At 74.6% G+C, this 14,347-nt stretch carries 16 protein-coding genes; 13 read left to right on the top strand and 3 right to left on the bottom strand.

Annotated elements, in window-relative coordinates:
• Positions 1-105: 105 nt before the first annotated feature.
• From AC069X_RS13750 to AC069X_RS13730, 5 genes are all read left to right on the top strand, one after another.
• Positions 106-732, top strand: a complete 627-nt coding sequence (locus AC069X_RS13750; RefSeq protein WP_478728287.1) for an alpha-ketoglutarate-dependent dioxygenase AlkB — start codon at positions 106-108, stop codon at positions 730-732.
• Positions 733-736: 4 nt separating this feature from the next.
• Positions 737-1,690, top strand: coding sequence for a tellurite resistance/C4-dicarboxylate transporter family protein (locus tag AC069X_RS13745; protein ID WP_478728285.1), 954 nt, complete (start codon positions 737-739; stop codon positions 1,688-1,690).
• A gap of 48 nt (positions 1,691-1,738) precedes the next feature.
• Positions 1,739-2,173, top strand: coding sequence for a VOC family protein (locus tag AC069X_RS13740; RefSeq protein ID WP_478728283.1), 435 nt, complete (start codon positions 1,739-1,741; stop codon positions 2,171-2,173).
• Between the two features lie 142 nt (positions 2,174-2,315).
• Positions 2,316-3,533: an RNA ligase gene (locus tag AC069X_RS13735; protein ID WP_478728281.1), complete on the top strand. Its 1,218-nt coding sequence runs from the start codon at positions 2,316-2,318 to the stop codon at positions 3,531-3,533.
• Positions 3,534-3,535: 2 nt separating this feature from the next.
• On the top strand, positions 3,536-4,468 hold the full coding sequence (locus tag AC069X_RS13730) for a phosphatase domain-containing protein (protein ID WP_478728279.1): 933 nt from the start codon (positions 3,536-3,538) through the stop codon (positions 4,466-4,468).
• A 58-nt stretch (positions 4,469-4,526) separates the two neighbouring features.
• On the opposite strand, the gene AC069X_RS13725 is transcribed toward AC069X_RS13730, so the two are convergent.
• The gene (locus AC069X_RS13725) at positions 4,527-5,039 is read right to left on the bottom strand and encodes an SH3 domain-containing protein (protein WP_478728277.1); all 513 of its coding nucleotides are present in this window, start codon (positions 5,037-5,039) and stop codon (positions 4,527-4,529) included.
• A gap of 268 nt (positions 5,040-5,307) precedes the next feature.
• Between AC069X_RS13725 and AC069X_RS13720 the strand changes: the two genes are divergently transcribed.
• The 5 genes from AC069X_RS13720 (at position 5,308) to AC069X_RS13700 (ending at position 9,091) form a co-directional block, all read left to right on the top strand.
• Positions 5,308-5,682, top strand: a complete 375-nt coding sequence (locus tag AC069X_RS13720; RefSeq protein WP_478728275.1) for a YbjQ family protein — start codon at positions 5,308-5,310, stop codon at positions 5,680-5,682.
• Positions 5,683-6,265: 583 nt separating this feature from the next.
• Positions 6,266-7,177 carry a nitroreductase/quinone reductase family protein gene (locus AC069X_RS13715; protein ID WP_478728273.1) on the top strand — a complete coding sequence of 304 codons (912 nt, stop codon included), beginning with the start codon at positions 6,266-6,268 and terminating at the stop codon, positions 7,175-7,177.
• A gap of 122 nt (positions 7,178-7,299) precedes the next feature.
• A complete protein-coding gene (locus tag AC069X_RS13710; protein ID WP_478728271.1) occupies positions 7,300-7,785 on the top strand; it encodes an LAETG motif-containing sortase-dependent surface protein in 486 nt (161 codons plus the stop codon).
• Positions 7,786-7,793: 8 nt separating this feature from the next.
• A complete protein-coding gene (locus AC069X_RS13705; protein WP_478728269.1) occupies positions 7,794-8,537 on the top strand; it encodes an RNA polymerase sigma factor in 744 nt (247 codons plus the stop codon).
• Positions 8,534-9,091 (top strand): hypothetical protein, encoded by a 558-nt coding sequence (locus AC069X_RS13700; protein ID WP_478728268.1) that lies wholly within the window; start codon positions 8,534-8,536, stop codon positions 9,089-9,091. Before AC069X_RS13705 ends, AC069X_RS13700 begins: the two co-directional genes overlap by 4 nt.
• 30 nt (positions 9,092-9,121) lie before the next feature.
• Here the strand turns inward: AC069X_RS13700 and AC069X_RS13695 are convergent, their stop codons facing one another.
• Complete coding sequence (locus AC069X_RS13695; RefSeq protein ID WP_478728266.1) at positions 9,122-9,574, bottom strand: MarR family winged helix-turn-helix transcriptional regulator; 453 nt, start codon at positions 9,572-9,574, stop codon at positions 9,122-9,124.
• Between the two features lie 242 nt (positions 9,575-9,816).
• On the opposite strand from AC069X_RS13695, the gene AC069X_RS13690 reads away from it, so the two are divergent.
• The 3 genes from AC069X_RS13690 (at position 9,817) to AC069X_RS13680 (ending at position 13,288) form a co-directional block, all read left to right on the top strand.
• The gene (locus tag AC069X_RS13690; protein WP_478728264.1) at positions 9,817-11,040 is read left to right on the top strand and encodes an MFS transporter; all 1,224 of its coding nucleotides are present in this window, start codon (positions 9,817-9,819) and stop codon (positions 11,038-11,040) included.
• Positions 11,041-11,097: 57 nt separating this feature from the next.
• Entirely contained in the window at positions 11,098-11,574 is a 477-nt protein-coding gene (locus AC069X_RS13685; RefSeq protein ID WP_478728262.1) for a GlcG/HbpS family heme-binding protein, read from the top strand.
• Positions 11,575-11,650: 76 nt separating this feature from the next.
• Positions 11,651-13,288, top strand: coding sequence for a beta-N-acetylhexosaminidase (locus AC069X_RS13680; protein WP_478728260.1), 1,638 nt, complete (start codon positions 11,651-11,653; stop codon positions 13,286-13,288).
• A 61-nt stretch (positions 13,289-13,349) separates the two neighbouring features.
• On the opposite strand, the gene AC069X_RS13675 is transcribed toward AC069X_RS13680, so the two are convergent.
• Positions 13,350-14,174 (bottom strand): endonuclease I family protein, encoded by an 825-nt coding sequence (locus tag AC069X_RS13675; RefSeq protein WP_478728259.1) that lies wholly within the window; start codon positions 14,172-14,174, stop codon positions 13,350-13,352.
• Positions 14,175-14,347 lie beyond the last annotated feature (173 nt).

The raw sequence follows: 14,347 nt of genomic DNA, 5'->3' as shown, positions 1-14,347 counted from the left end.
TGTGCCGGCGTGCGGCCATGATCCTCTTCCGCCCGCCGCCGGGCCACCCCCCGGAGCACCCCACTCCATCGAGCAGGCGTTCGAATATGGGGTTAGGCTGACCGTATGCACGCGCTCCAGGGCTCCCTCTTCGACCAGACCGACGAGATCCGTCTCGGCCCGCTCTCACCGGTACGGAGGACCGTGCTCGGAGCCGGAGCCTGGGCCGACCACCTGCCCGGGTGGCTCACCGGGGCCGACGCCCTGTTCGAACGGCTCGCCGCCGAGGTCCCCTGGCACGCCGAGCGGCGCCGGATGTACGACCGCGAGGTGGAGGTGCCCCGGCTGCTGGCCTCCTACCGGGAGGGCGACGAGCTCCCGCACCCCGTGCTCACCGAGGCCCGCGACGCCCTCGGCCGGCACTACGCCGCCGAACTGGGCGAACCCTTCGCCACCGCCGGACTCTGCCTCTACCGCGACGGCCGCGACAGCGTCGCCTGGCACGGCGACCGCACCGGCCGCTCCGCCACCGAGGACACCATGGTCGCGATCCTCTCGGTCGGCGACCCCCGGGACCTCGTCCTGCGCCCCCGCGACGGCGGCCCCACCCTGCTGCGGCTGCCGCTGGGCCACGGCGACCTCGTGGTCATGGGCGGCTCCTGCCAGCGCACCATGGAACACGCCGTGCCCAAGACGACGCGGGCCGTCGGACCCCGGATCAGCATCCAGTTCCGCACCCGCGGCGTAATGTGAGGCCATGCGCAGCGGGAGCCGCCTCCGCGCCTGGTGCTCCGCCCTGCCGCCCGCCGCGGGCGGCGCGGTCATGGCCGCCGGCATCCTGTCCATCGGCCTGGGGCTGACCGGCCACGCCCCGCTCTCCCTCGCCGCGCTTGCCCTCGCCGGCGGGCTCTGGCTCGTGCTCGCCGCGGACTTCACCGCCCGCCTCGTCGGCGACCGGCGCCGCTTCCGCGCCGAGGCGGACACCCCCGCCGCCCTGACCGCCGTCGCCGCCACCACCGTGCTCGGTACCCGCCTCGCCCAGCTCGGCCGGCCGCGCGAGGCCGCCGCCCTGCTGGTCCTGGCCGCCCTGCTGTGGCCCGGGCTCCTCGTCGCCGTCCTGCGGCACTGGCGGCGCCGCATGCCCGGCGCCGCCTTCCTCGTCTGCGTCGCCACCCAGGGCCTCGCCGTCCTCGCCGCCTCCCTGGCCGCCGCCCGCGGCCCCGGCCCGCTCGCCCCCGCCGCCCTCGCCTGGTTCTGCCTGGGCCTGCTGCTGTACGGCGTCGCCCTGGCCCGGTTCGACTTCCGCGAGGTCCTCAGCGGGGCGGGCGACCACTGGATCGCGGGTGGGGCGCTGTCCATCACCGCCCTCGCCGGAGCCAAGCTCACCGCCCTGCCGCAGTGGACCGGCCCGGGTCACACGGCCCTGCGCACCGTCACCCTCGCGGCCCTCGGAGCCTCCCTGGTCTGGTACGCCGTCCTCCTCGCCGCCGAACTCCGCAGCCCGCGCCCGGGCTACGACATCCGCCGCTGGTCCACGGTCTTCCCGCTCGGCATGACCGCCACGGCCTGTCTCACCGCCGCCCCCGCCACCGGTACCCCGTGGCTGCGCCCCCTCGGCGAGGTCCTGCTGTGGATCGCGGCGGCCGCCTGGCTCCTCACCTTCCTCGCGTTCACCGTCAGCTGCTGCCGCACGGACCGGCGGCCGGCCTGACGGCGTTTCCACCGGGGGCGGGCCGGGGCGGCTCGCTACAGTCCCGCCATGGCCTACACGTTCCAGGTGACCGTCGACTCCGCCGATCCCCACCCGCTCGCCGACTGGTGGGCCGACGCGCTCGGCTGGGAAGTGGAGCCCACGGACGAGAAGTTCATCCGCGGCATGATCGAGGCGGGCCACGCCACCGAGGCGGACACCACCACCCACCGGGGCACGCTCGTCTGGAAGGCCGGAGCCGCGGTCCGCCACCCCGGCGGCCTCGAACGGGCGCCCCGCCTGCTCTTCCAGTTCGTCCTGGAGCCCAAGACGGTCAAGAACCGCGTCCACCTGGACATCCGCACCGGCGAGGACGACCCCCGGGCCCTGGTCGACCGCCTCCTCGCCAGGGGCGCCACCCATCTCCACGACGGCCGCCAGGGCCCCCACACCTGGACCACCCTCACCGACCCCGAGGGCAACGAACTCTGCGTCTCCCACTGACGGACACGGCGGCGCGGCGCACGAACGCCCGCGCCCCGCCCCCCCCGGACGTCCGCCGCCCCGGCCGGTGACCAGTAGTAATTGATTACCGGGCCGCTCCTCCCGCACGCGAGAATGAGCCATCTCGAACCGGGAGGAACCCATGAGCCAGGCCCACCTGACTCTGCACGGCCTGCTGCCCGCGCAGGAACTGGCGGACGCCATCGAAGCCGGGCACGTGACCCGCAAACAGCACCCCGAACTGCCGCTGTCCATCTACACGTACACGCGGACGGCCCAGTACGAGCAGGTCTGGAACCAGGTCACCATCCGCTGCCGCGGTCTCGTCGCCGACGACGAGACCGGAGCCGTCGTCGCCCTGCCCCTGCCGAAGTTCTTCAACGTCGGCGAGCACACCTCCGGCCGCCCCTACGCGCCGGCCCTGCCCGACGAGGCCTTCGAGGTGTACGACAAGGTCGACGGCAGCCTCGCCGTGGTCTTCCACTACGCGGACCACTGGCGGGTCGCCTCCAAGGGTTCCTTCATCAGCGGCCAGGCCACCTGGGCACAGCGGCACCTCGACACCCGCGACACCTCGGCCCTCGTGCCCGGTACGACCTACCTCGCGGAGATCCTCTACCCGCAGAACCGGATCGTCGTGAACTACGGCGACCGCCGGGACCTCGTCCTGCTCGCCGCCTTCGGCCGGGACGGCACCGAGGTGCCGCTCGCCGAGGCCGCCGGCCACTGGCAGGGCATCGGCTCCGTCGTCAAGGTGTGGCCCGCCATGCCGCTCGCCGACATCCTCGCGCTCGCCGAGTCCAACACCCTGCCCGGCGGCGGGTCCGCGACCGGCACGGACGCCGAGGGCTTCGTCCTGCGCTTCGCCTCCGGTGTGCGCGCCAAGGCCAAGCTCTCGGAGTACGTACGCCTGCACAAGCTGCTGACCGGCGTGACCGAGCGGGACATCTGGCGCGCCCACGGCATCCAGCGCTTCGCCGGGACGTCCGTCAAGATCCTGGCGCAGGGCCTGGGCTGCTCGGTCGCCGAGCTCGGGGGCGTGCGCTCCAAGGGCGGGCGCCCGCTGGACGAACTGCTGGAACACGTGCCGGACGAGTTCGACGCCTGGGTGCGCAAGGTGACCGAGGGCCTGGAGGAGGCGTTCGCGCAGCACGAGCGGGCCATCGACGAGGCCTTCGACTCGCTCGCGCACCTGGCGGACGACCGGGCCGCCTTCGCCCGGGCCGCGCGGCAGATGCCCGCCGGCCAGGTCCGCTCCGCCATGTTCACCCGCCTGGACGGCCGCTCGACCGAGCTGGTCAGCTGGCGGGCCGTACGGCCGGAGGCGGCCGACCCCTACACCACCGACGAGGAGAACTGAACGTGTCCGAAGAGCCCGAACTCCCCGTGGTCCACGTCATGACGGGGTTGCCGGCCTCGGGCAAGACCACCGCCGCGCGCGCCCTCCAGGCCGAGGCCGGGGGCAGGATGCGCCGGGTCAACCTCGACGACCTGCGGGCCATGCTCGACGTGCCCGACCCCGAGCGGGGCCGCTCGTACCGGCACGAGCAGACCGTGCTCGCCGTCCAGGACGCCGCGGTCCGCGCGGCCGTCGAGGGCGGCTTCGACGTGGTCGTCGACAACACCCACCTGACCTCGAACATCCCCAAGAGGCTCAAGGCCGCGGTGGGCGGCCGCGCGACCTTCGTCGTGCACGACTTCACCGACGTGCCCGTCGAGGAGTGCCTGCGCCGCGACGCCGCCCGGGAGCGGCCGGTCGGCGAGGAGATCATCCGGATACTCGCCGACAAGCACGCCAAGGCGAAGAAGGGCGGCTGGCGGCTCACCGCGGAGTGGCTGAACGACCAGCCGGCCGTGCGGCCCTACGTCGCGGACCCGGCCCTGCCGCCCGCCGTGATGTGCGACATCGACGGCACTCTCGCCCTCACCGGCGACCGGGGTCCGTACGACTTCTCGCGCTGCGAACTCGACCTGCTGAACGAACCGGTGCGGTACGCGCTGAACGCCTTCCGGCGCGCGGACGGCGACACGATCGTGCTGCTGTCGGGGCGGAGCGAGGAGCACCGGCAGCAGACGGAGTCCTGGCTGCGGCGCCACGAGGTGCCGTACGACGAGCTGTGGATGCGGGCGGCGGGGGACACCCGGCGCGACGACGTCGTCAAGGCCGAGCTCTTCGACGCGCACGTGCGCGACCGCTACGCCGTGCGGGTGTCGCTCGACGACCGGGACCGGGTGGTCGCGGTCTGGCGCCGGATGGGCCTGCCGACCTGGCAGGTCAACTACGGGGACTTCTGACACGCCGGCGGGCGTACGGGGCGAGGGCTCCGTACGCCCGCCGGCGGGACCCGCAGGGTCAGCGGCACCACTTGACCGGGGTGATGTCCTTGACCCAGCGGGCGGAGACCCAGGCGCGCTCGTGGTCGTACATCCGGCCGGCCGCGCGGTCGTCGCCGTTCTTGCGCTGCACCAGGTACCAGACGCTGTTGCCGTCGACCCGCTCACCGCGCTTCTTGCACACGATCGACAGCTTCTGGCGCGGGTGCACCTTGCCCAGGACCTCGGAGTGGGTGTTGGGCTTGGCGCGGAGCTTCAGGGGGCCCTGGGAGACGACCCGGCCCCAGGCGTAGTCGGGCTTGGGGTAGGTGACGGGCTCGTCCCGGCCCTGGTCCCCGTCGTTGTCGTCGTACTCGGACCCGTCGTCGTACTCGGAGTACTCGTCGTACCCGTCGTCGTCGCCGCGGACCTGCGCCGCGCCGGGTCCCTTGTCCACCGGACCGTCGGCCGCGACGGCGACGCCCGAACCGAACAGGCCGAGCACCATGCTGCCGGCGGCAAGAGCGAGGATGGTCCGGGTGGGCTTCAGCATGAGCCGCTCCTCCACGAAGGCTTCCGCCCGGCCGCGGGGCGCGGCGGGGGGTGGCGGCCCCGGGGGCTGCCACCGACGACTATGACGAGGAGTCCCGGGCAGCGGCCGCCGACGCTCCGCCGATTAGCCCGATATGCGCAATATCTTCAATGCCGCCCGGTCGCCCCGGAAGCCCGCCGGCCGGAAGCCCGCCGGCCGGGATCCCGCGAGCCCGCGGGCAGCGGCCCCTGCGGATGCGCGCGGCCGCCCCCGGCAGCAGAGTGGGCCCATGGGTATCGAAGACTACGGCGGCGGCCCCGGCGCCCATCAGACCGGCGTCCTGGTCGTGACCACCAACGACGTCCCCGGCTACCGGGTCGAGCAGGTCATCGGGGAGGTCTTCGGCCTCACCGTGCGCTCCCGCCACCTCGGCAGCCAGATCGGGGCCGGCCTGAAGTCCATGATCGGAGGCGAGCTCAAGGGGCTCACCAAGACCCTCGTGGAGACCCGCAACCAGGCCATGGAACGGCTGATCGAGCAGGCCAAGGCGCGCGGCGCGAACGCCGTGCTGATGATGCGCTTCGACGTCACCGACGCCGCGGACGTCGGCACCGAGGTGTGCGCCTACGGCACGGCCGTGGTGCTGGTGCCCGCCGGCACCTGATCGGCAGGCCCGGGCCGGCGCGGGCGTCCGTCCACGGCCCTGACGCCCCCCGGGACCGGCGTCGACCACGCGCCGGCCTTCTCCGGAGTGACCGTCAGGTCCCGGACCTCCCTGTCCCGCCACGGGTCCGAGGCCGGGGCCGCCGGGCCTGGTCCTCGGGTACGCGGCCGGGCCGGCGGGCGAGATCGAGGAGGGCGTGGCCGTCCTGGGCCGGGCCCTGCGGAAGTGCGCGCGAGATCAACGGCGTTGACAACCCCCGGGCATCCCGCGTCTAATGGCGGACGGTGTCGCGTGACTCCGGCCAAAGAGCAGTGGGCCGGCCGGTGATCGGGCGAACACCCTTCACTCAGGGACACGCCATGAGTCAGTACTCCGCGACCCGCAGCTGACGCGCAGCAGCCGTACCTACGGCTCCCGCGTCGCGGGCCGGCCTCCGAGCCGCGCCCGCCCCCCTTTTCCTTCACCACGCGCGTACGTCCGTACGCCCGGTTCCGCATGCCCCGCCCCGGCCGGCCCCGCTCCACGGCGGCCCGCCGGGGGACCGGCGGCGTGCGGGACCGGCCTGCGCAGAGAGAGAACACACGTGCCCACGCCCGCCCAGGATTTCAACCGTTCCGTCATCGAGGAGTTCCGCGCCAACCGAGGCAAGGTCGGCGGCTACTTCGAGGGCGAGGACCTGCTCCTGCTCACCACCACCGGCGCCAGGTCGGGAGCCGAGCTCACCACCCCGCTCGGCTTCGTCCGCCACGACGGAGTCCTCCTCGTCGTCGGCTCCAACCTCGGCGCCCCCCGCCACCCGGCCTGGTACCACAACCTCCTGGCCCACCCGCAGGTCCGGGTGGAGCTCGGGGCCGACACCTTCGAGGCCCTCGCCATCCCGGCGGACGGCGCCCTGCGCGACGAACTCTTCGAGGCCGTCGTGCGCACCGCCCCCGGCTACGCCGACTACCAGGCCCGCACCACCCGCCGGCTCCCCGTCGTCCGCCTGGAGTCCGCCGACCCCGACGGCCGGGAACCCGCCGAGGTCCGCACCCTCGCCGGGAAGCTCCTGGAGGTCCACACCTGGCTACGGGCCCAACTGCGCCACGTCCACGCCGAGACGGAGGCCCACTTCGCCGCCCGTGCCGCCCACACCGGTCCGGGCGCTCCGCCGGCACCCGGCCTCGGACTCCAGATCCGCCAGCGCTGCCTGGCCTTCTGCCAGGGCCTGGAGTTCCACCACACCAGCGAGGACGCCCACCTGTTCCCCGGGATCGCCCTGCACCACCCGCACCTGGCGCCCGTCTTCGCGCGGCTTCGCGAGGAACACCGCACCCTCGCCCGCGTCCAGGGCGAACTCGTGACCCTGCTGGGCGACGTGGCCATCGCCGAACCCGACCGGTTCCGCACCGAACTGGCGCGGATGACCGAGGAGCTGACGGCCCACCTCGACCACGAGGAGGAGGTGCTGCTGCCGCTGCTGGAGGAGGTCCCCTGGCCGCCGCCGCGCCCGTGAACCGGGGAGGCCGCAAACCCGCGGAAAGTTTTTCGGGAACGGCGGCAACCGATCGGGGACTCGCGCGTCGTGCGGGGGTGAAGGGCGGAGTTCCCGCCCCCGACCGACCGTGGAGAGCCACTGTGAAGAACCTGAAGCGCGTCGCCCCCGTCACCGCCCGCAAGGCGGCCGTCGCCGCTGCCGCCGCCGGGGCGGTCCTCGCCCTCGCCGGGCCGGTGTCGGCGGCGCCGGGAGCGGCCGCCGCTCCGGTCCCCACCAGCAGCGCGGCGCCGAGCCCCGTCCCGACGGTGCCGGCGAGCGCCACGCCGAGCCCGGCCCCGACCTCCCCGGCCGGCGGCCTGCCGAGCGCGGTGCCGTCGGCTCCGGGCACGGCGAAGCCCACCCCGGTCCCCTCCGTGCCGGCCGGCGCCAAGCCCAGCCCGACCTCGCCGGCCGGCAGTGCCCAGCCCTCCGCCGTGCCCGCCCCGGCCGCCGGTTCCGGTGACGGGTCCGAGCTGGCGCATACTGGCTCCTCGGCGACCACCGTCGCCCTCGGAGCCGGAGCGGCCGCGCTCGTCGCCGCCGGCGGCGGCGCCCTGTTCGCCGTGCGGCGCCGCGCCGGCAACTGAGGACACCCGTGCTCGAACTCGCACCGACCGCCAGCCCCCTCACGCCCGGCCTCGCCCGGGCGTGGCGGGGCTTGTGGTGGTGGCTCTCGCGCCGCGAGCGCCCCGCGCCGGCGGCGGCCCGCCCCGGCGGACCCGCGGCGGGCGCGCACGCGCACCCATACCCGTACCCGTACACCTACGCGTCCTCGTCCTCGTCCTCGTACGACGGCGTGTACGGCGACGGGCACGGCACCGGCGGCCGCGGACCGGGGGGATCCCCCGCGCGCCCGCCGACCGTCAGCGAGCTGTACCACGCCCACCGGCTGGGCATGGTCCGTCTCGCCGTGCTCCTCGTCGACGACCTGGGCACCGCCGAGGACGTGGTGCAGGACGCCTTCACCGCCCTCTACCGCCGGTACGGGGAGGAGATCGCGGAGGTGGACAACGCCCTGGGCTACCTGCGCACCGCCGTGGTGAACACCGCGCGGTCCGTGCTGCGCCGCCGGCGCACCGCCCGCGCCTGGATCCCGCCCGTCACCGCCGACGTCCCCTCCGCCGAGGCGTCCGTGGTCCTGGGCGAGGCGCACCGCGAGGTGCTGGCCGCGCTGGGCGGGCTGACCCCGCGCCGCCGCCAGGTGCTCGTGCTGCGCTACTGGGCCGACATGAGCGAGGCGGAGATCGCCGAGACCCTGGGCATCAGCCGGGGCGCGGTGAAGTCGAACGCCAGCCGCGCCCTGGACGCGCTGGAGAGGATTCTGGAGGGACGGGTATGACCGGTTCTACGGGTCACGCGCCCGACGGCGAACGCCCCGTGGAGCGGCGGCTGCGCCAGGCCCTGGAAGCCCGGGCCGAGGAGGTGACGGTCCGCTCGCTGCGGCCCGCCGATCCGCCCGGGCCGCACCTGCGGCGGCTCTCGCCGCGCTCGCTGTGGCTGCGGCGCGGGGCGTGGACCCTCGCGGGTCTGTCCGGCCTGGCCGCGGCGGTCCTGGCCGGCCACCTCGTACTCGGCGGGCCCGCTCAGCGGCCGGTCCGCCCGGAGCCGCCCGCCGCGCCGCCGGAGCTCGGTCCGGCGTCCCCGGCGTCCCCGACGGGCGCGCCACGGCCGAGCGTGTCGCCGTCGGCCTCCTCCGCGACGCCGCCGCCGGCGACGGCTCCGGCGGGGGCCGGCACCGGGCAGGCGACGCCCACCCCGGTTCCGTCGGGGCCGGGGAGGCCGTCCCGGACCACGCCGCCGGTCTCGCAGCTGCCGCCTTCGGCGACCCCGGTCCCGGGGACCGGCGCGGGCCTGCCGGAGAGCTCTCCGACCCCCTCGAAGCCGCGGGGCTGACCCCGCCGGCCCCGGCCGGCGGGGGTGTTCTCAGCGCGGGGTGTTCTCCACCGCCGCCACCAGCGGGGCCAGCTCCGGGTCGAGCGCGGCCTCGTCGAGGGCCTCGCGCAGCGCGGCGGCGTTCGTCGGGCGGGCCCGGGCCAGGAGGTCCAGGCCCGCTTCGCTGACGTCGGTGTAGATGCCCCGGCGGTCGGTGTCGCAGATGTAGCGGCTCAGCAGCCCGCGGTCCTCCAGCCGGCTGACCAGCCGGGTCGTCGCGCTCTGGCTGAGCACCACGGAGTCCGCCACCTGGTGCATCCGCAGGTGTCCGCCCGGGCCGTCGTGCTGGCGGCTGAGGACGTCCAGCAGCGAGTACTCGCGCACGCTCAGCCCGTGGCCCGCCTGGAGGGCGCGCTCGATGTGGGCCTCGATGCGGCCGTGAAGGAGGGAGAGGGCGCACCAGCCCTGGGCGAGGCGGGTCAGTGCGCTGTCCGTGGCCGTCATGGGGCTCCTCCGTCGTCGTTCCGTACGGGTGTCGTGGGCACCGGGGTCCCCGGGTGGCGCGGGCGGCGGGGGAGTACGGGGTCCCGCCGCGTGTACCGCCAAGGATAGGCCACGGCGCAAAAGCCCGCGCTTGCAAATATCCCGCGTCTGCAATTAATGTGGACGAGCGTAATCGGCGAGCGCAAAAACTCGTCGGACGCTCCTCCACCCCACCCCCTCGACCCCTGAAGGGCAGCTTCGTCATGCCTCTCGCGCTCCTCGCCCTCGCCATCGGAGCCTTCGGGATCGGCACCACCGAGTTCGTGATCATGGGCCTCCTCCCCGAGGTCGCGGCCGGCTACGGCGTCTCGATCCCGACCGCCGGCCTGCTCGTCACCGGCTACGCCCTCGGCGTGGTCCTCGGTGCCCCGGTGATGACCGTCCTCGGCACCCGCGTCCCCCGCAAACGCATGCTGATGCTGCTCATGGGCCTCTTCATCGCGGGCAACCTGCTCTCCGCGCTCGCCCCCGCCTTCGGCGTGATGCTCGCCGGGCGCGTCGTCGCCTCCCTCGCCCACGGCGCCTTCTTCGGCATCGGCTCGGTGGTCGCCGCCGGACTCGTGGCACCCGAGAAGAAGGCCGGCGCCATCGCCATGATGTTCACCGGCCTGACCGTGGCCAACGTGGTCGGCGTCCCGCTCGGGACCCTCGTCGGCCAGCACCTCGGCTGGCGCGTCACCTTCCTGATCGTCGCCGCCCTCGGCGTCCTCGGCCTGCTCGGCATCGCCCGGCTGGTCCCCGACCTGCCCCGCCCCGAGGGCGTGCGGGTCCGCCACGAGCTGGCCGCGTTCCGCAACGTCCAGGTGCTGCTCGCCATGGCGATGACCGTCCTCGGCTTCGGCGGGGTCTTCGCCGCGATCACCTACATCACCCCGATGCTGACCAACGCCGCCGGCTTCGCCGACACCTCCGTCACCTGGCTGCTCGTCCTCTTCGGGCTCGGCATGGTCAGCGGCAACCTCGTCGGGGGCCGCTACGCCGACCGCGCCCTCATGCCGATGCTCTACGTGTCCCTGGGCGCGCTGGCCGTCGTCCTGGCCGCCTTCACCCTGACCGCCCACGACAAGGCGGGCGCGGCCGTCACCGTCTTCCTCATCGGCGCCCTCGGCTTCGCGACCGTGCCGCCGCTGCAGAAGCGGGTCCTCGACCAGGCCGCCGGAGCCCCGACGCTGGCCTCCGCCGTCAACATCGGCGCCTTCAACCTCGGCAACGCCCTCGCGGCCTGGCTCGGCGGGCTCGTCATCTCCGCCGGTCTCGGCTGGACCGCCCCGAACTGGGTCGGTGCCGCCCTCGCCGCCTCCGCCCTCGTCCTCGCCCTCGTCTCCGGCGCGCTGGAGCGCCGTACGGGCCGCCGCGCGGCGGACGGCGCGAGCCGGGTCGTCGCCGCCGGAACCCCGGCGTCCGGGCCCGCCCCGGTGCACCACTGATCCCCTCGCCCGATCCCCCTCGCCACCCGAACACCCCCCCCGCAACAGGAGCACCCCATGTCCCGCACCGCCCCCGCCACCCGCACCGCCCTCTCCCCGCTGACCACCGAGGACGCCGAGCTGCTGGTCACGGCCGCCCGTACCGCCGCCGAGGCGGCCGGGGTCGCGGTCAGCGTCACGGTCCTCGACGCGGGCGGCCACCCGCTGGCCTTCCGCCGCGACGACCGGGCCGTCCTGATCTCCGGCGAGACCAGCACCCGCAAGGCCTTCACCGCCCTCCAGCTGAACGCCCCCACGGCCGGCCTCACCGAGGCCGTCCTGCCCGGCGGCCCCTTCCACACCCTGCCCACCGCCCTCGACCGGCCGCTGCTGTTCATCGCGGGCGGGCTACCCGTCCACCGCGACGGCCACCTGATCGGTGCCCTCGGCATCGGCGGCGGGGCCCCCGCGCAGGACCACGGCTTCGGCACGGCCGCCCTGGAGGCCCTGGCGGCCCTGGACCACGCGGAGTCAGCCGCGCGGGAAGCCGCGTAGCACCGGGCGGGCCGGCGCCCCGGGTCGCGCGAACGGGTCCCCCGTGCCAGGTTGGTACGGGGGACACGGGAGCATCATGAGGCAGACGACCGGGCGGTTCCGCAGGGTCCGGACCATCGCGGCGGCAGCGGCCGCCACGCTGGCCGTCCTCGCCGTACCCGCCTGCTCCGCAGGGGCCGAGGACGGCCGTGCCGCCCCGGGCGCGGCGCCCCCCACCCCCGTGCCGGCGCCCGGCACCTCCGAGGCGCCCGCCCCGCAGCCGCCCCCCTCCTCGTACCCCCTCTCCAGCGCCCCGCGCACCGTGCCGGCCGTGCGCGAGCACGTGCCCGCCCGGGGCCCCGGCTGGAAACCCGCCCCCGGCGCGCGGGTCCTCGTCGCCCCCGCGGACAGCGCGGCCCTCGCCGACGAGGGGAAGCTCCTGGCCGGCGAACTGCGCCTCGGGTACGCAGAGTCCGACCAGCCGCGGGCGGGCGACGTCCAGCTCGCCCTGGCCGCGAAGGGCTCCGGCCCGGCCGAGTCGTACACCCTCACCGTCCAGGGCGGCCGGGCCCACATCACGGGGCCCGACGAGGCGGGCGTCTTCTACGGCACCCGCACCCTCAAACAGGCGATACGCGGGGCCGGCACGGCCCCCGAGGGCACGGTGAAGGACGCCCCGGCCAAGCCGCAGCGCGGCCTCAACCTCGACATCGCCCGCAAGAACTTCACCCCGGAGTGGATAGAGGGCCGGCTCCGCGAGATGGCCGACCTCAAGCTCAACCAGCTCGGCCTGCACTTCTCCGACGACCAGGCCTTCCGGATCGAGTCCGACACCCACCCCGAGATCGTCTCGACCCCGCACCTCACCAAGGCCGAGGTGCGCCGGATCAACGCCCTGGCCGCCCGGCTGCACATCGCGGTCGTCCCCGAGATCGACTCGCCCGGCCACCTCGGCGCCGTGCTCCGCGTCCACCCCGAGCTGCAACTGCGCGACGCGGCGGGCCGGGCCGTGAAGGGCGCCGTGGACATAGCCAACCCGGCCTCGGCCCGGCTCGTGGACGAGCTGCTGCGCGAGTACCTGCCCCTCTTCCCCGCGGGCGCCTGGCACCTGGGCGCCGACGAGTACCAGGCCCTGGTGGTCCGCGACCCCGAGGCCTCCTTCCCCGGCCTCGCGAGCGCCGCGCGGGCCCGCTACGGGCCCACCGCCCGGGTGCAGGACCTGGCGACGGGCTGGCTGAACGACCGGGCGGCCGTGGTCCGGCCGTCGGGCAAGGCCCTCAAGGCATGGAACGACGGCTTCTTCCGGGGCGGAACGGCCAAGGCCGCCCCGGACATCCAGGCCGAGTACTGGACGGGCAAGGAGATCGGCGCCCGGCCGCCGCTGGAGTACCTGGACGAGGGCCGCAAGGTGGTCAACCTCAACGACGAGTACCTGTACTACGTGCTCGGCGAGCCCAACCAGTTCACCTACCCCACCGGCAGGCGGATCTACGAGGAGTGGACCCCGCGGGTCCTGCGCGGCAGCACCGCCGTCCCGGCCCGCTACGACGCGCAGATCCTCGGGGCCCGCCTCGCCGTCTGGTGCGACCTGGCCGGCGCCCAGACCCAGGACCAGGTCGCCGCGGGCATCCGGCTGCCACTGGCCGCACTGTCCCAGAAGGTCTGGGACCCGCGTCCGCCGCAGGCCCCCTGGACCGACTTCCAGGCCCTGGCCGGCCGGCTCGGCGGGCCCTGACCTTCCGGGACACCCCCGGCGGGGCCCGCACCGCGCGGGACCTCCGGGGTGAAGCCGGCTGCTACCAGATGGAGTTGACCCACTCCGGGTGGTCGATGAACGGGTTGCGGTTGCGCTGGTAGGTGTCGTAGATGACCTGGTTGCGGCGCTTCTCGAAGGCGTCCGGCGGGTCCATCTGGTTCCACTGCTTCAGCAGGCTGATCCGGCCGAAGAGCGGGGCGCTGCCGTTGTTGACCCGGTCGTTCATCTCCAGGTCGGCGAAGCCGTCACCGCCGTCGTAGCGCACCGCCATGTACAGCAGCATGCGCGCGACATCGCCCTTGACCGCGTCCCGCGGCTCGAAGGAGTCGGCGTCGGTGAAGCTGCCGGGGGCCTCGGACACCGGGCTGCCGCCCTTGTCGAAGTCCTTGTTGCCGCGCGTGCTGTTGACCGTGACGTCCTCGGGGCGCAGGTGGTGCAGGTCGGTGCCCGGGCCGGTGGCGGTGCCGAAGTCGCCGTGGCTCTTGGCCCAGACGTGCTCCCGGTTCCAGTCGTTGACGCCGCCGCCGTTGGTGGACTTGGACTGGGAGCGGCCCGAGTAGAGCAGGATGACGTTGTTGGGGTTGGCGGGGTCCTGGTCGGTGACCTTCAGCGCGTTCCACACGCCGTCGTAGCTCACCTTGGACTGGTTCCTGACGATGCCGTGCAGCGCGGTCTTCAGCGCGGCGCCGGTCTTGCCCTCGGCGGCCGCGTAGTACGCGTCCACGCCCGTCGCGGCGGCCTGGGGAGCGGCCTGCGCGGCTTCGGGTGCGGTGCGCTGCTGGCCGGCGGTGGCGCTGGCCGGTATGAGGAACAGCGCGGCCGCGGCGAGGCCGGCGGCCCAGGGGGCGGTTCGGGAGATTCTCATGACGTGGGGGATCCCTCTCACAAACACCGTCCCCGCCATGGCAGTTGGCGAGGTGTCAGGTGGCAGGGCGAGAATCGTATTGTCATGTGCCCTACAGGTGAAAACCACATGTCGGCGGTGTGCACCTTGGTGTTTGTCCGCCCGCGCGCGCGGGCACGGTAGCCGGTGCCCAA

The organism is Streptomyces sp. NPDC043896 (assembly GCF_056435605.1).
The sequence above is the reverse complement of the archived record's forward strand: the minus strand, read 5'-3'. Positions and strand labels throughout refer to the sequence as shown.

What these genes read in the sequence shown, in the direction of transcription:
- AC069X_RS13750 (WP_478728287.1), top strand. Translation starts at nt 106, where the DNA reads ATGCACGCGCTCCAGGGCTCCCTCTTCGACCAGACCGACGAGATCCGT.
- AC069X_RS13745 (WP_478728285.1), top strand. Translation starts at nt 737, where the DNA reads ATGCGCAGCGGGAGCCGCCTCCGCGCCTGGTGCTCCGCCCTGCCGCCC.
- AC069X_RS13740 (WP_478728283.1), top strand. Translation starts at nt 1,739, where the DNA reads ATGGCCTACACGTTCCAGGTGACCGTCGACTCCGCCGATCCCCACCCG.
- AC069X_RS13735 (WP_478728281.1), top strand. Translation starts at nt 2,316, where the DNA reads ATGAGCCAGGCCCACCTGACTCTGCACGGCCTGCTGCCCGCGCAGGAA.
- AC069X_RS13725 (WP_478728277.1), bottom strand. Translation starts at nt 5,039, where the DNA reads ATGCTGAAGCCCACCCGGACCATCCTCGCTCTTGCCGCCGGCAGCATG.
- AC069X_RS13720 (WP_478728275.1), top strand. Translation starts at nt 5,308, where the DNA reads ATGGGTATCGAAGACTACGGCGGCGGCCCCGGCGCCCATCAGACCGGC.
- AC069X_RS13700 (WP_478728268.1), top strand. Translation starts at nt 8,534, where the DNA reads ATGACCGGTTCTACGGGTCACGCGCCCGACGGCGAACGCCCCGTGGAG.
- AC069X_RS13695 (WP_478728266.1), bottom strand. Translation starts at nt 9,574, where the DNA reads ATGACGGCCACGGACAGCGCACTGACCCGCCTCGCCCAGGGCTGGTGC.
- AC069X_RS13690 (WP_478728264.1), top strand. Translation starts at nt 9,817, where the DNA reads ATGCCTCTCGCGCTCCTCGCCCTCGCCATCGGAGCCTTCGGGATCGGC.
- AC069X_RS13685 (WP_478728262.1), top strand. Translation starts at nt 11,098, where the DNA reads ATGTCCCGCACCGCCCCCGCCACCCGCACCGCCCTCTCCCCGCTGACC.
- AC069X_RS13680 (WP_478728260.1), top strand. Translation starts at nt 11,651, where the DNA reads ATGAGGCAGACGACCGGGCGGTTCCGCAGGGTCCGGACCATCGCGGCG.
- AC069X_RS13675 (WP_478728259.1), bottom strand. Translation starts at nt 14,174, where the DNA reads ATGAGAATCTCCCGAACCGCCCCCTGGGCCGCCGGCCTCGCCGCGGCC.